Consider the following 12,323-nt stretch of genomic DNA (forward strand, 5'->3'; position numbering starts at 1 on the left):
CTGCTCACCGCCTCCCCATGCTCGACAATCTCACTCAACGGATGGCGCGCGTCGTCAAGACGCTGCGCGGCGAAGCCCGGCTGACCGAAGCCAATACGCAGGAAATGCTGCGCGAGGTGCGTCTCGCCCTGCTCGAAGCGGACGTGGCGCTGCCCGTCGTGCGCGAATTCATCGCCAAGGTGAAAGAGAAGGCGCTCGGCGAGGAAGTGATCTCCAGCCTCTCGCCGGGCCAGGCGCTCGTCGGCGTGGTGCAGCGCGAGCTGACCGCCGTGATCGGCGGCGACTATGAAGGCAAGGCGGCCGAACTCGATCTCGCCGTTACGCCGCCCGCCGTCATCCTCATGGCGGGTCTGCAGGGCGCCGGTAAAACGACCACCACCGGCAAGCTCGCCAAGCTCCTGCGCGAGAAGTACAAGAAGAAGGTCCTCACCGTTTCGTGCGACGTCTACCGCCCTGCCGCTATCGCGCAGTTGAAGACGGTGACGGAACAGGTCGGCGCGGACTTCTTCCCCTCGCAGCCGGACCAGAAGCCCGTCGAGATCGCCGCCGCGGCGGTCGACTGGGCCAAGCGCCACTATCACGACGTGCTGCTCGTCGACACGGCCGGCCGCCTCGGTATCGACGAGGCGATGATGAACGAGATCACCGCGCTGCACGCATCGCTCAAGCCCGCTGAAACACTCTTCGTGGTCGACGCCATGCTCGGCCAGGACGCGGTCAACACCGCGAAGGCGTTCAACGACGCCCTGCCGCTCACCGGCGTCGTGCTCACCAAGCTCGACGGCGACTCGCGCGGCGGCGCGGCGCTCTCCGTGCGCCACATCACGGGTAAGCCGATCAAGTTCGTCGGCGTCGCGGAAAAGCTCGATGGCCTCGAGGTGTTCCACCCGGACCGCATGGCGAACCGTATTCTCGGCATGGGCGACATTCTTGCGCTCGTCGAGGAAGCGCAGCGCGGCGTGGACGTCCAGGCCGCGCAAAAGCTCGCCGACAAGGTCAAGAAGGGCGGCGACTTCGACCTCAACGATTTCCGCGCGCAACTTTCGCAGATGAAGAGCATGGGCGGCCTGTCGTCGCTCATGGACAAGCTGCCCGCGCAGTTCCAGCAGGCCGCCTCGGGCGCCGACATGGGCCAGGCCGAGAAGCAGATGCGCCGCATGGAAGGCATCATCAACTCGATGACGCCCGCCGAGCGCGCCAAGCCCGAACTCATCAAGGCCACGCGTAAGCGCCGCATTGCGGCGGGCGCGGGCGTGCAGGTTCAGGAAGTGAACCGCATGCTCAACCAGTACGAGCAGATGCGCACCATGATGAAGAAGCTCAAGGGCGGCAATCTGCAAAAGATGATGCGCGGCATGAAGGGCATGATGCCCGGCATGCGCTGATCCTGCGGGCCGACGGCGCACATCGCGCACACGGCGGCCCCACTCGACGCGGCGCGCGACGGACCAAATGCGCGGGTTTATGCTGTAGCGCGCGCCGCCGTTATTTTCCACACTTCAGTAGCTACAGCTACCTTCCCGCCAGAGTCATGAATCGCGAAGAAGCCCTGCACATTTTCCGCCACTCCGAAGAGATCGTTTCGGAGGGCGACGTCAATGCGTCGATCGGCCGGATGGCCGAAGCCATCCGCGCCGAGATCAGCGAGGACTTCCCGCTCGTGCTGTCGGTGATGGGTGGCGCCGCCGTGTTCACCGGCATGCTGCTGCCGCACCTCGACTTCCCGCTCGAGTTCGACTACATCCACCTCACGCGCTACCGTAACGCGATCAAGGGCAGCGCCGAGATGCAGTGGCGCGTGGCGCCGCGCGAGTCGGTAAAGGACCGGGTGGTGCTCGTGCTCGACGACATCCTCGACGAAGGCGAGACCATGGCCGCGATTCGCGACCGCATCATGGACATGGGCGCGAAGCGTTTCCTCTCGGCCGTGCTGTGCGAGAAGACGCTTACGAAGGCCAAGCCGCTGCATCCCGACTACTGCGGCTTTTCGGTGCCGGACCGCTACGTGTTCGGCTGCGGCATGGACGCCAAGGGGTACTGGCGCAATCTGCCGACTATCCGCGCGCTGACCGAAGGCGCGTGAAACGCGCGTCGACTATCTGACGCACCATGAAAAAAGCAGCCCGCGGGCTGCTTTTTTGTTGCCTGCGACGCCCGCTGCATGCGGCGTCAGAGGTGATGCACGAAGTTGGCGATGCCCGCGAGAATCATCTCCACCGATATCGCCACGAGCACGAGGCCCATCAGCCGCTCGAAGGCCGTCACCACGCGCTCGCCGAGCCACTGCTGGATGCGCTCCGCCATCACCAGCACGACCGCGCAAATCACCATCGTCACGACGAGCGCCGCCACCCATTCATAGAGCTTGCCGGGCGCCTGCGAGGTGAGCAGCATGACCGTGGCGAGCGCCGAAGGCCCCGCCAGCGCGGGAATGGCGAGCGGCACGATGAGCGGCTCCCCGCCCTTGTCGCCGCTGCCGAACGGGCCGCCCGGATGCGGAAAGATCATGCGCAGCGCGATGAGGAACAGCACGATGCCGCCGCCGATGCGCAGCGAGGTATCCGTGAGCCCCATCATGCGCAGGAAGCTGTTGCCGGCGACCATGAAGATCAGCAGGATCACGAATGCGATCGCGACCTCGCGCAGGATCACGACCGCGCGGCGCTGCTTGGCAACGCCGCGCAGGCAACTGATGAAGAGCGGAATATTACCGAGCGGGTCGGTGATGAGGAGCAGCAGGACCGTAGCGGACAGAAAACTGTACTCCACGCTCGCAGCGCTCCTTTAACCGGGATGGAAAGTCGTTAAACCGCGAGTGCCGCGCGGATCTTCTGCACCACTGCCTGCGCGGCCTCATCGGCCGGCAGCAGCGTCGCTTCGGTATCGCGGCGGCCCTGGTACTCGATCTTGCCGTCCTTCAGGCCGCGCTCGCCGATCACGAGACGATGCGGCACGCCGATCAGCTCCCAGTCGGCGAACATCACGCCCGGACGCTCGCCGCGGTCGTCGAGAATCACATCCACGCCCGCTTCGAGCAGCTCGTTGTAGACGCGCTCGGCGTGCTCGCGCACGAGCTCGCTGCGGTCCATGCCCATCGGGCACACGACGACCTGGAACGGCGCGATCGACTCAGGCCAGATGATGCCCTTCTCGTCGAAGTTCTGCTCGATGGCTGCACCGAGGATACGCGTGACGCCAATGCCGTAGCAGCCCATCTGCATCGGCGCGGGCTTGCCGTTCTCGGCGAGGAACGTGGCGTTCATCGCTTCCGAGTACTTCGTGCCGAGCTGGAACACGTGGCCCACTTCGATGCCGCGGCAGATGTCGATCACACCCTTGCCGTCCGGCGAGGGATCGCCCTTCTTCACGTTGCGGATGTCGGCGACGACCGGCTCCGGCAGGTCGCGGCCCCAGTTCACGCCCGTGGTGTGGAAATCGACTTCGTTCGTGCCGACCACGAAATCGCTCATGTTCGCGACCGTGCGATCGGCGATCACCTTGACCGGCTTCTTCGTGTTGAGCGGACCGAGGTAGCCCGGCGGCGTGCCGAACCACTCGACGATTTCCGCTTCGGTCGCGAAGCGGAAGCCGCTCAGGCCTTCGAGCTTGCCGACCTTGATCTCGTTCAGATCGTGGTCGCCGCGCAGCATCAGCAGCCAGATCGTGGGCTCGGCGCCTTCGTTGTCCGTCGCGAGGATGATCGACTTGATCGTGCTTTCGAGCGGAATGCCGAGCAGCTCAGCCACAGCCTCGCACTTGGCCGCGCCCGGCGTGGGCGTCTTCGTGAGCGCTTGCGTGGGGGCGCCGCGCTGCGCGATGAGCGGCAGCGCTTCGGCGGCTTCGACGTTGGCCGCGAAGTCAGAGGTCGGGCAGTAGGCGATGTCGTCCTCGCCCGTTTCCGCGATCACGTGGAATTCGTGCGAGCCGCTGCCGCCGATCGAGCCGTTGTCGGCCGCGACTGCGCGGAACTGCAGGCCGAGACGCGTGAAGATACGCACGTAAGCGTCGTACATCTTCTGGTACGAGAGCTTGAGACCTTCGACGTCCTTATCGAACGAGTACGCGTCCTTCATGATGAATTCGCGCCCGCGCATCACGCCGAAACGGGGACGGATTTCGTCGCGGAACTTCGTCTGCACCTGATAGAAGTTCACCGGCAGTTGGCGATAGCTCTTGATCTGGCCACGCGCGATGTCGGTGACGACCTCTTCGTGCGTCGGGCCCATCACGAAGTCGCTTTGCTTGCGATCCTTGAAGCGCAGCAGTTCCGGCCCGTACTGTTCCCAGCGACCCGATTCCTGCCACAGCTCGGCCGGCTGCACGGCCGGCATGAGCAGCTCAATGGCGCCGGCACGGTTCATTTCTTCGCGCACGATCTGCTCGACCTTGCGGATCGAACGCAGGCCGATCGGCAGATAGTTATAAATGCCGCCAGCGATGCGACGGATCATGCCCGCGCGAACCATCAGCTTGTGGCTGACGATTTCCGCGTCAGCGGGCGCTTCCTTCAGGGTGCCGATAAAGAAACGGGAGGCTTTCATTCAAATTATCCAAAAGCGGCGGCCCGGTGCAGACCGCCCGAAGAAGTGACCAACGGAGGAGTTCACGAACCCGCCATTATGACAACGCGCCGGGTGCCGCGCCGATGACGCCGGCCAGATTCGAGGCCGATCGCGCCCCGAGACCGTTTTGCGCGGTCGCGGCCATTCGCCGACCTTTCCGGACGCGGGTCACGGACGGCGGGTGCGTGAGGACCGTTATCTGTTTATAATCAAAGCAATTTTAAAGGATTCGAAGGTGGTTGTATGCTGGATCGTGAGGGGTTTCGCCCGAACGTCGGCATCATCCTCTTGAACGCGCGAAACGAGGTGTTTTGGGGCAAGCGGGTTCGCGAACATTCCTGGCAGTTTCCGCAAGGGGGCATCAAATATGGTGAAACCCCCATGCAGGCAATGTTTCGGGAGTTGCACGAAGAAACCGGTTTGCATCCGGAGCACGTCAAGATCGTCGGTCGCACACGCGACTGGTTGCGTTATGAGGTGCCGGACAAGTTCATCAAGCGCGAAGTGCGCGGCCATTATCGCGGCCAGAAACAGATCTGGTTTCTGCTGCGTATGGTCGGGCGCGATTGCGATATCTGCCTGCGGGCAACGGAGCATCCCGAGTTCGATGCGTGGCGCTGGAATGAATACTGGGTGCCGCTCGAAGCGGTCATCGAGTTCAAGCGTGACGTCTATCAGCTCGCGCTGACCGAGCTCTCGCGCTTCCTGCGCCGGCCTGCGCCGCGTCAGGAGCGCCTGGGCGTGCAGGCTCACGAGGTGCGCTACCCGCGCATCGTGACGTCGGCACACGCAGACGCGGTGCACGCCGAGCCGTATGAGGCCATGCCGGAAGGCGCAGCCGAACGGACAGCGCGTACGCCGATCGAAAGCGATTGCGCGTCGGCGCAGAGTATCATCGAGCCTGCGCAGGACGAGCAGGATCAAGGGGCTTGAGCCAACGCAAAGAACGCCCGAACCGGCGGGACCCGACGCATCACGCGCCGGGCCCCGCCGGTTCGCATTCGCGGCGCAGTTCGTTCGTAACTGACGCCCGTGCTTCGAGGAAAACCAATTTGAAACGATTTGCTCTTGCTGCGGCATGCGCCGCAGGCGGTGTGCTGCTTGTGTCAGGACTGGCCGCGTGCTCCAGTTCCGGTTCCACGAACAAGGACGACAGCGCGTTCGTCTACCTGCTGGACCGCAAGGGCGAATGGCAGGAGAACAAGCTCGAAGGCCTGCCGCCGCTGCCGCAGGCCGGCGCGACGCTGCTGCCGTTCGACGTCTCGAACAATTCCCCGCTCAAGTTCGCCATCGACCCCGCATCGCTCACGGTCGGCACGGATGGCGTCGTGCGCTACACGATCGTCATCTCGAGCCCGAGCGGCGCGCGTAACGTGAACTACGAAGGGATTCGCTGCGACACCTACGAGTGGCGCCTCTATGCGAGCCTCGACGCCGATCACAACGGCTGGGACCAGACCGTCGCGAACAACTGGTCGCGCATCGAGAACGGCACGCTCAACGCGTACCAGTCGAGGCTCTATCAGGACTACTTCTGCGCCAACAAGATGCCGATCGCGAAGGCGTCAACGCTTATCGAGAACCTGCGCTACGGGCGCACGCAGTCGACGCTGGTGCGTTAACTGCCTCTGATGGGCATGAAAAAAGCCGCTGCGGCCTTTGGCCACAGCGGCTTTTTAACTTTTGAAGATGTGCGGTTGGCTGGGAGACGCCATCAAACCAGCACGAGATTGTCGCGGTGGATCAGCTCCGGCTCGAGCATATAGCCCAGGATGCCCTCGATCTCACCGCTCGGATGACGCTGGATCAGCTTCGTTTCTGCGCTGCTGTAGTTGGTAAGCCCGCGCGCCACTTCAACGCCGACGCCGTTCAGGCAAGCGATCACTTCACCGCGTGCGAATGCGCCCTGCACGCCGGTCACGCCGATGGGCAGCAGGCTCTTGCCGTCTGCCGTGAGCTTTTGCACCGCGCCGTCGTCGATCACGACGTGGCCGCGCACCTGCAGGTGGTCGGCCATCCATTGTTTGCGCGCCGCCATGCGCGCCGTGCGTGCGATGAGCTGCGTGCCGATCGCCTCGCCCGCAGCGAGGCGCACGAGCACATGCGCTTCGCGCCCGCTTGCGATCACCGTGTTCGCGCCGCTATGCGCGGCGCGCTTGGCCGCGAGGATCTTGGTAAGCATGCCACCGCGGCCGATGCTCGACCCCGCGCCGCCCGCCATTGCCTCGAGTTCCGGCTTGCCAGCGTCGGCTTCCTGCACGAGCGTCGCACTCGGGTCCTTGCGCGGATCGGCCGTATAAAGGCCGCTCTGGTCGGTGAGGATGATGAGCGCATCGCCTTCGATCAGGTTCGCGACGAGCGCGCCGAGCGTGTCGTTGTCGCCGAACTTGATTTCGTCGGTGACCACGGTGTCGTTCTCGTTGATGATCGGCACGACGCCGAGGCGCAGCAGCGTGAGCAACGTCGAGCGCGCATTGAGATAGCGTTCGCGGTCAGCCAGGTCGGCATGCGTGAGCAGGATCTGCGCCGTGCGGATGTCGTGCTCGGCAAAGCGGCTTTCATATACCTGCGCGAGCCCCATCTGCCCGACTGCCGCGGCAGCCTGAAGCTCGTCGATCTCGCGCGGCCGCTTCGTCCAGCCGAGCCGTTGCATGCCTTCGGCGATCGCGCCCGAACTCACGAGCACGACTTCCTTGCCCTGCGCACGCAGCGCCGCAATCTGCGCGGCCCAGCGGCCGATTGCCGCATGATCGAGCCCGCGGCCATCGTTGGTGACGAGGCTCGAACCGACTTTCACTACCAGACGCCGCGAATCGGCGATGACGGAACGCATGCTGCGCGGTCTCCCAAATGACTGATGACGCGTGAAGTTTCCTTCGTGCGGCCTGCGCGGCTCGCGCGCCGGCCGTTGCCGAAATTACTCCTGCGGCTGCTCCGCGTTCCCGCCCTGTCCCTCGCGGAAGCGCACGTCCGATGCGAGGTCTTCGGCTTCGGCCGCACGGCGCGCGTCCGAGTGCGAGGAGACGTAGTCGTACACCGCGTAACACAGGTTTTCGCAGCCCTGCCCCGTGAGCGCGGAAATCTCGAACACCGGACCGTCCCACTCGAAGCGCTTCACGAAGTCGGCAATGCGCTCGGCGCGCTCGTCCTCCGGCACCATGTCGAGCTTGTTCAGCACGAGCCAGCGCGGCTTTTCAAAGAGCGTCTCGTCGTACTTGCGCAGCTCGCCGACGATCGCTTTCGCCTCCGCAACCGGATCGACGCTTTCGTCGAACGGCGCGAGGTCGACCAGATGCAGCAGCAGGTTCGTACGCTGCAGGTGGCGCAAGAACTGGTGACCGAGGCCCGCACCTTCCGACGCGCCTTCGATCAGGCCCGGAATGTCGGCAATCACGAAGCTCTTGCTCGGCCCCACGCGTACCACGCCCAGATTCGGCGCGAGTGTCGTGAACGGGTAGTCGGCGATCTTGGGCTTCGCGTTCGACACCGAGGAGATGAACGTGGACTTGCCCGCGTTCGGCATGCCGAGCAGGCCGACGTCGGCGAGCACTTTCAGCTCCAGCTTGAGCATGCGGCGTTCGCCGGCCTTGCCGTCGGTCTTCTGACGCGGCGCGCGGTTCGTGGACGACTTGAAATGCAGGTTGCCGAGGCCACCCGCACCGCCCTGCGCGACCATGACTTGCTGCTCGTGCTCGGTCAGGTCGGCGATCAACTCGCCCGTATCCTGGTCGGTGATGACCGTGCCCACCGGCATGCGCAGCGTGATGTCGTCGCCGCCCTTGCCGTAGCAGTCCGAGCCACGGCCGTTCTCGCCGTTGCGCGCCTGGTGCTTCTTTGTGTAGCGGTAGTCGATGAGGGTGTTGATGTTGCGGTCCCCGACTGCGTAGACGCTGCCGCCACGCCCGCCGTCACCGCCGTCCGGCCCGCCGAACGGGACGAACTTCTCGCGTCGCATCGACGCGCTGCCATCGCCCCCATCGCCGGCGATGACTTCGATCTTCGCTTCGTCAATGAACTTCATGAGTTACTCCGTCCCGTGAATATCGGTATTTTGCCCGCCATGGCGGAAACTGGCCAACCTGGCCAACCTGGCCGAACGGCCAACGACGCTCAGCAAGTCAACGGAAGCCCGTTACGACCCCGAAAGATTACGGATAAATAAAAAGGCCCCGCAAACTTCGCGGGGCCTTCTTTGCGTCGCGTGTAGCCCGCTCGCGAGCGGTCTAAAGCTTAGACCGCTGCCGGGACGACGTTGACCAGTTGCTTGTTGGCTGCGCCCTTGATCGTGAACGCGACGTGGCCGTCGACCAGCGCGTAGAGCGTGTGGTCCTTGCCAATGCCGACGTTCAGGCCCGGGTGCATGCGCGTGCCGCGCTGGCGAACGATGATGCCGCCTGCGAGGATCGCCTGGCCGCCGTACACCTTCACGCCAAGTCGTTTCGACTCTGAGTCGCGGCCGTTACGTGACGACCCGCCTGCCTTTTTGTGTGCCATTTGTTTGCTCCTTTACCTGCGTGCGCTTACGCGTTGATCGCGTCGATGCGCAGTTCGGTGTAGTTCTGGCGGTGGCCGCCATGCTTCTGGTAGTGCTTCCGGCGACGCATCTTGAAGATGGTCACTTTGGCGTGTCGGCCTTGCGACACAACGGTGGCCTTGACGGAAGCCCCACTGACCAGCGGCGTACCGAACTTAATCGATTCGCCTTCGCCCACTGCGAGAACCTGGTCGAGCGTGATTTCTGCGTCAATGTCAGCCGGTATCTGTTCTACTTTAAGTTTTTCGCCAACGGCAACTTTGTACTGCTTGCCGCCGGTTTTTATGACCGCGTACATTGAGAACCTCACTCTGAGTAATCTTTTCAGGCACACTGCGCGCCCGAAACCTTAGATTATACATAGAGTTAGCTTCGCGGTCAAAAGACACGTACGTCCGTTGCGCGAGTGCGTGCGAGGGACTTGGGGCCCGTCAGATGGGCCCTGGGGCTATCCGAACGGCATAGCGCCAGCATCCATGCGGCCGCCCGGGCCGCGGGAAAATAGAGGGAGCCATCAGCCGGACGGTAGCGGAGCGTCCGGCATGCAGTCGATTCGCCTTATAATCCGCGGCACTACCCATATTTGCCATCATGTCGTCCACCGCCACCCCATCCCCCAGCGCAGCCACCCTGCTTGCACCCATCGCCAGTGACATGGAGCAGGTGAATCGTGTCATCCGGCAGAGCCTGGCGTCCGAGGTGATGCTGATCAACCAGATCTCCGAGTACATCATCGGCGCGGGCGGCAAGCGGCTGCGTCCGGCGCTCCTGCTCATGGTGGCCGGCGCGCTCGGCGACCACGGCACGGAGCGTCATGTGCTCGCGGCGGTCGTCGAGTTCATTCACACGGCTACGCTCCTGCACGACGACGTCGTCGACGAATCGGACCTGCGGCGCGGCCGCCAGACGGCCAACGCGCTGTTCGGCAACGCTGCCAGCGTGCTGGTGGGCGATTACCTGTATTCGCGCTCGTTCGAGATGATGGTGGGCGTCGGCAAGATGCGCGTGATGGAAATCCTGTCCGCCGCCACGACGATCATCTCCGAGGGTGAAGTCCTGCAGCTCCTGAACATGCACGACGCGGACGTGGACACCGACCGCTACATGCAGGTGATCCGCTACAAGACCGCCAAGCTTTTCGAAGCCGCGGCGCAGCTCGGCGCGGTGCTTTCGGGGGCGGATGCGCGCACCGAGGAAGCCGCGGCCGAATACGGGCGGCGCATCGGCACGGCATTCCAGATCATGGACGACTGGCTCGACTACACGGGCACGCCAGAATCGATGGGCAAGAACGCGGGCGACGACCTGCGCGAAGGCAAGCCCACGCTGCCGCTGATCTGGCTGATCGAGCACGGCACGGCTGCGGAAGCCGCGCTTGCACGCGAAGCGATCGAACAAGGCGGCACGACGCGCTTCGACGAAATCTTCGCGGCGATCACGCGCTCGGGCGCGCTCGAGCACACGCTGCAATGCGCGCGCACTGAAGCCCAAGCCGCCGCCGATGCGATTTCGGCGTTCCCCCCTTCCATTTACAAAGATAGCCTGCTAGAATTATGTTCTTACTCGACGACGCGCCAGTCTTGAAACAGACGAAGCGGGTTGTGGAGTCCAGCAGTAAATTCGGGGTGTAGCTTAGCCTGGTAGAGCGCTACGTTCGGGACGTAGAGGCCGGAGGTTCGAATCCTCTCACCCCGACCAGAATTCGAGAAAAACCGCGCATGCATTGCGCGGTTTTTTTTCGCCTGTAGCTCCCGCACTCGCATCCTGTCCGGCAACTCGCGGCGCACCACGCCTCGCACAGCCGGCAGCGGCCTTATCCGTTCGGCCAGTCGCCCTGGAACTGCGGTACCCCTCTGTTATAGTTTCCCCATCCGCCCCCCTCACTTTCTCGACGCGTGGACCACCTTCCCTTATGGGCGCAGATTTGCGCCGTCTTCGTCCTGCTCATCTGCTCCAGCTTTTTCTCCATCTCCGAAACGGCGATGATGGCGCTCAATCGCCATCGGCTCAAATACCTCGCCAATCACGGCACGCTCGGCGCGAAGACCACCCAGAAGCTGCTCGCGCGCACCGACCTGCTGCTTTCGGTGATCCTGATCGGCAACAATCTCTTCAACACCATCATCCCGGTCCTCACGACTTCGATTGCGCTCCATACCTTCGGCCGCAACAATCTCGTGCTCTCGATCGCAACGGGCATCGTCGCGTTCCTCATCATCGTGTTCGCGGAAATCACGCCGAAGATTGTGGGCGCAACGTTTCCGGAAAAAATCGCGCTGCCCGCGAGCCTCTTGATCGCGCCGCTCATGCGTGTGACGAAGCCACTCATCTGGTTCGTCAACATGTTTGCGAACACCATCCTGCGCATCCTGCACATCAATACGCACAAGGCGCATGACCAGCGGCTCTCCACCGAGGAGTTGCGCACCATCGTGCTCGAGTCGGGCAGCTTCATGCCGACCAAGCACCGCAGCATCCTGCTGAACCTGTTCGATCTGGAGAACATCACCGTCGACGACGTGATGATTCCGCGCCGGCGCATCGAGGCGCTCGATTACGATGCCCCGCTCGAAGACATCCTGCATCAGCTCGAGACCTGCTATCACAACAAGCTGATCGTCTATCAAGGCGACATCGACCGCGTGCTCGGCGTGCTGCATGTGCGCAAGACGCTGGCCGCGCTGCACAACCAGGAATTCGAGCGCGAGACGCTGCGCGAACTGCTCGCCGAACCGTACTTCGTGCCCACGGGCACGCCCGGGTTCCAGCAGCTCCAGTACTTCCAGGAAAGCCGCCACCGCATCGCGCTCGTCGTGAACGAGTACGGTGAGATGGAAGGACTCGTGACACCCGAAGACATCATCGAGGAGCTGATCGGCGAATTCACCACGTCGATGCCGCGCAGCGGTACCGGACGCGGCGGCTGGAACGACGAAGGCGAATGTATCGTGCCGGGCAGCATGCCCTTGCGCGAACTCAATCGCTGGCTGCATATCAAGCTGCCCACGGATGGGCCCAAGACGCTCAACGGCCTGATCCTCGAAGTGCTCGAAGAGATTCCCGAAGGCGACGTGTGCCTGCAGATCGGCGACGTGAAGCTCGAAGTGCTGCGCAGCGACGACCAGGCCGTACGCACGGTCAAGCTCTTCAAGCCCGGCGCCAAGCCGCGCCAGGGCACGCTGCAAAAGGCCAAGAAGCTGCTGCCCGGACGTTAGCCGTTCTGCCAG

The 12,323-nt window shown here is 63.6% G+C and carries 12 protein-coding genes and 1 tRNA gene; 7 read left to right on the plus strand and 6 right to left on the minus strand.

The window, feature by feature from the left end; translation table 11 throughout:
* Positions 1-17 precede the first annotated feature (17 nt).
* Positions 18-1,385 (plus strand): signal recognition particle protein, encoded by a 1,368-nt coding sequence (ffh, locus tag E1N52_RS11820; RefSeq protein WP_133182966.1) that lies wholly within the window; start codon positions 18-20, stop codon positions 1,383-1,385.
* Between the two features lie 146 nt (positions 1,386-1,531).
* Positions 1,532-2,083, plus strand: coding sequence for a hypoxanthine-guanine phosphoribosyltransferase (locus tag E1N52_RS11825; protein WP_028207817.1), 552 nt, complete (start codon positions 1,532-1,534; stop codon positions 2,081-2,083).
* An 86-nt stretch (positions 2,084-2,169) separates the two neighbouring features.
* Here the strand turns inward: E1N52_RS11825 and E1N52_RS11830 are convergent, their stop codons facing one another.
* On the minus strand, positions 2,170-2,769 hold the full coding sequence (locus E1N52_RS11830) for a MarC family protein (protein WP_133182967.1): 600 nt from the start codon (positions 2,767-2,769) through the stop codon (positions 2,170-2,172).
* 35 nt (positions 2,770-2,804) lie between these two features.
* A complete protein-coding gene (locus E1N52_RS11835) occupies positions 2,805-4,541 on the minus strand; it encodes a proline--tRNA ligase (RefSeq protein WP_133182969.1) in 1,737 nt (578 codons plus the stop codon).
* Positions 4,542-4,805: 264 nt separating this feature from the next.
* On the opposite strand from E1N52_RS11835, the gene E1N52_RS11840 reads away from it, so the two are divergent.
* Entirely contained in the window at positions 4,806-5,495 is a 690-nt protein-coding gene (locus E1N52_RS11840) for an RNA pyrophosphohydrolase (protein WP_133182971.1), read from the plus strand.
* 119 nt (positions 5,496-5,614) lie between these two features.
* Positions 5,615-6,184, plus strand: a complete 570-nt coding sequence (locus E1N52_RS11845; RefSeq protein WP_133182973.1) for a CNP1-like family protein — start codon at positions 5,615-5,617, stop codon at positions 6,182-6,184.
* A 92-nt stretch (positions 6,185-6,276) separates the two neighbouring features.
* Here E1N52_RS11845 and proB read toward each other — a convergent pair whose 3' ends face one another.
* From proB to rplU, 4 genes are all read right to left on the minus strand, one after another.
* On the minus strand, positions 6,277-7,395 hold the full coding sequence (proB, locus tag E1N52_RS11850; protein ID WP_133182975.1) for a glutamate 5-kinase: 1,119 nt from the start codon (positions 7,393-7,395) through the stop codon (positions 6,277-6,279).
* An 84-nt stretch (positions 7,396-7,479) separates the two neighbouring features.
* Positions 7,480-8,583, minus strand: coding sequence for an Obg family GTPase CgtA (cgtA, locus tag E1N52_RS11855; protein ID WP_133182977.1), 1,104 nt, complete (start codon positions 8,581-8,583; stop codon positions 7,480-7,482).
* Positions 8,584-8,792: 209 nt separating this feature from the next.
* The gene (gene rpmA / locus E1N52_RS11860) at positions 8,793-9,056 is read right to left on the minus strand and encodes a 50S ribosomal protein L27 (RefSeq protein ID WP_133182979.1); all 264 of its coding nucleotides are present in this window, start codon (positions 9,054-9,056) and stop codon (positions 8,793-8,795) included.
* 26 nt (positions 9,057-9,082) lie between these two features.
* Positions 9,083-9,394: a 50S ribosomal protein L21 gene (gene rplU / locus E1N52_RS11865; protein WP_007180329.1), complete on the minus strand. Its 312-nt coding sequence runs from the start codon at positions 9,392-9,394 to the stop codon at positions 9,083-9,085.
* Positions 9,395-9,687: 293 nt separating this feature from the next.
* Between rplU and E1N52_RS11870 the strand changes: the two genes are divergently transcribed.
* The 3 genes from E1N52_RS11870 to E1N52_RS11880 all read left to right on the plus strand — a co-directional run bounded on the left by E1N52_RS11870 (position 9,688) and on the right by E1N52_RS11880 (position 12,311).
* Entirely contained in the window at positions 9,688-10,680 is a 993-nt protein-coding gene (locus E1N52_RS11870) for a polyprenyl synthetase family protein (RefSeq protein ID WP_069268503.1), read from the plus strand.
* A gap of 37 nt (positions 10,681-10,717) precedes the next feature.
* Positions 10,718-10,794, plus strand: a tRNA-Pro gene (locus E1N52_RS11875).
* A 197-nt stretch (positions 10,795-10,991) separates the two neighbouring features.
* Positions 10,992-12,311, plus strand: a complete 1,320-nt coding sequence (locus E1N52_RS11880; protein ID WP_083245610.1) for an HlyC/CorC family transporter — start codon at positions 10,992-10,994, stop codon at positions 12,309-12,311.
* The last annotated feature ends 12 nt before the right edge of the window (positions 12,312-12,323 follow it).

Origin of the sequence: Paraburkholderia guartelaensis, assembly GCF_004353905.1 — a bacterium.
In the GTDB taxonomy this organism is placed as follows: domain Bacteria; phylum Pseudomonadota; class Gammaproteobacteria; order Burkholderiales; family Burkholderiaceae; genus Paraburkholderia; species Paraburkholderia guartelaensis.

Bases quoted from the DNA above. Each gene is read 5' to 3' on its own strand.
- ffh (WP_133182966.1), top strand. From the start codon at position 18: ATGCTCGACAATCTCACTCAACGGATGGCGCGCGTCGTCAAGACGCTG.
- E1N52_RS11825 (WP_028207817.1), top strand. From the start codon at position 1,532: ATGAATCGCGAAGAAGCCCTGCACATTTTCCGCCACTCCGAAGAGATC.
- E1N52_RS11835 (WP_133182969.1), bottom strand. From the start codon at position 4,541: ATGAAAGCCTCCCGTTTCTTTATCGGCACCCTGAAGGAAGCGCCCGCT.
- E1N52_RS11840 (WP_133182971.1), top strand. From the start codon at position 4,806: ATGCTGGATCGTGAGGGGTTTCGCCCGAACGTCGGCATCATCCTCTTG.
- proB (WP_133182975.1), bottom strand. From the start codon at position 7,395: ATGCGTTCCGTCATCGCCGATTCGCGGCGTCTGGTAGTGAAAGTCGGT.
- cgtA (WP_133182977.1), bottom strand. From the start codon at position 8,583: ATGAAGTTCATTGACGAAGCGAAGATCGAAGTCATCGCCGGCGATGGG.
- rpmA (WP_133182979.1), bottom strand. From the start codon at position 9,056: ATGGCACACAAAAAGGCAGGCGGGTCGTCACGTAACGGCCGCGACTCA.
- rplU (WP_007180329.1), bottom strand. From the start codon at position 9,394: ATGTACGCGGTCATAAAAACCGGCGGCAAGCAGTACAAAGTTGCCGTT.
- E1N52_RS11870 (WP_069268503.1), top strand. From the start codon at position 9,688: ATGTCGTCCACCGCCACCCCATCCCCCAGCGCAGCCACCCTGCTTGCA.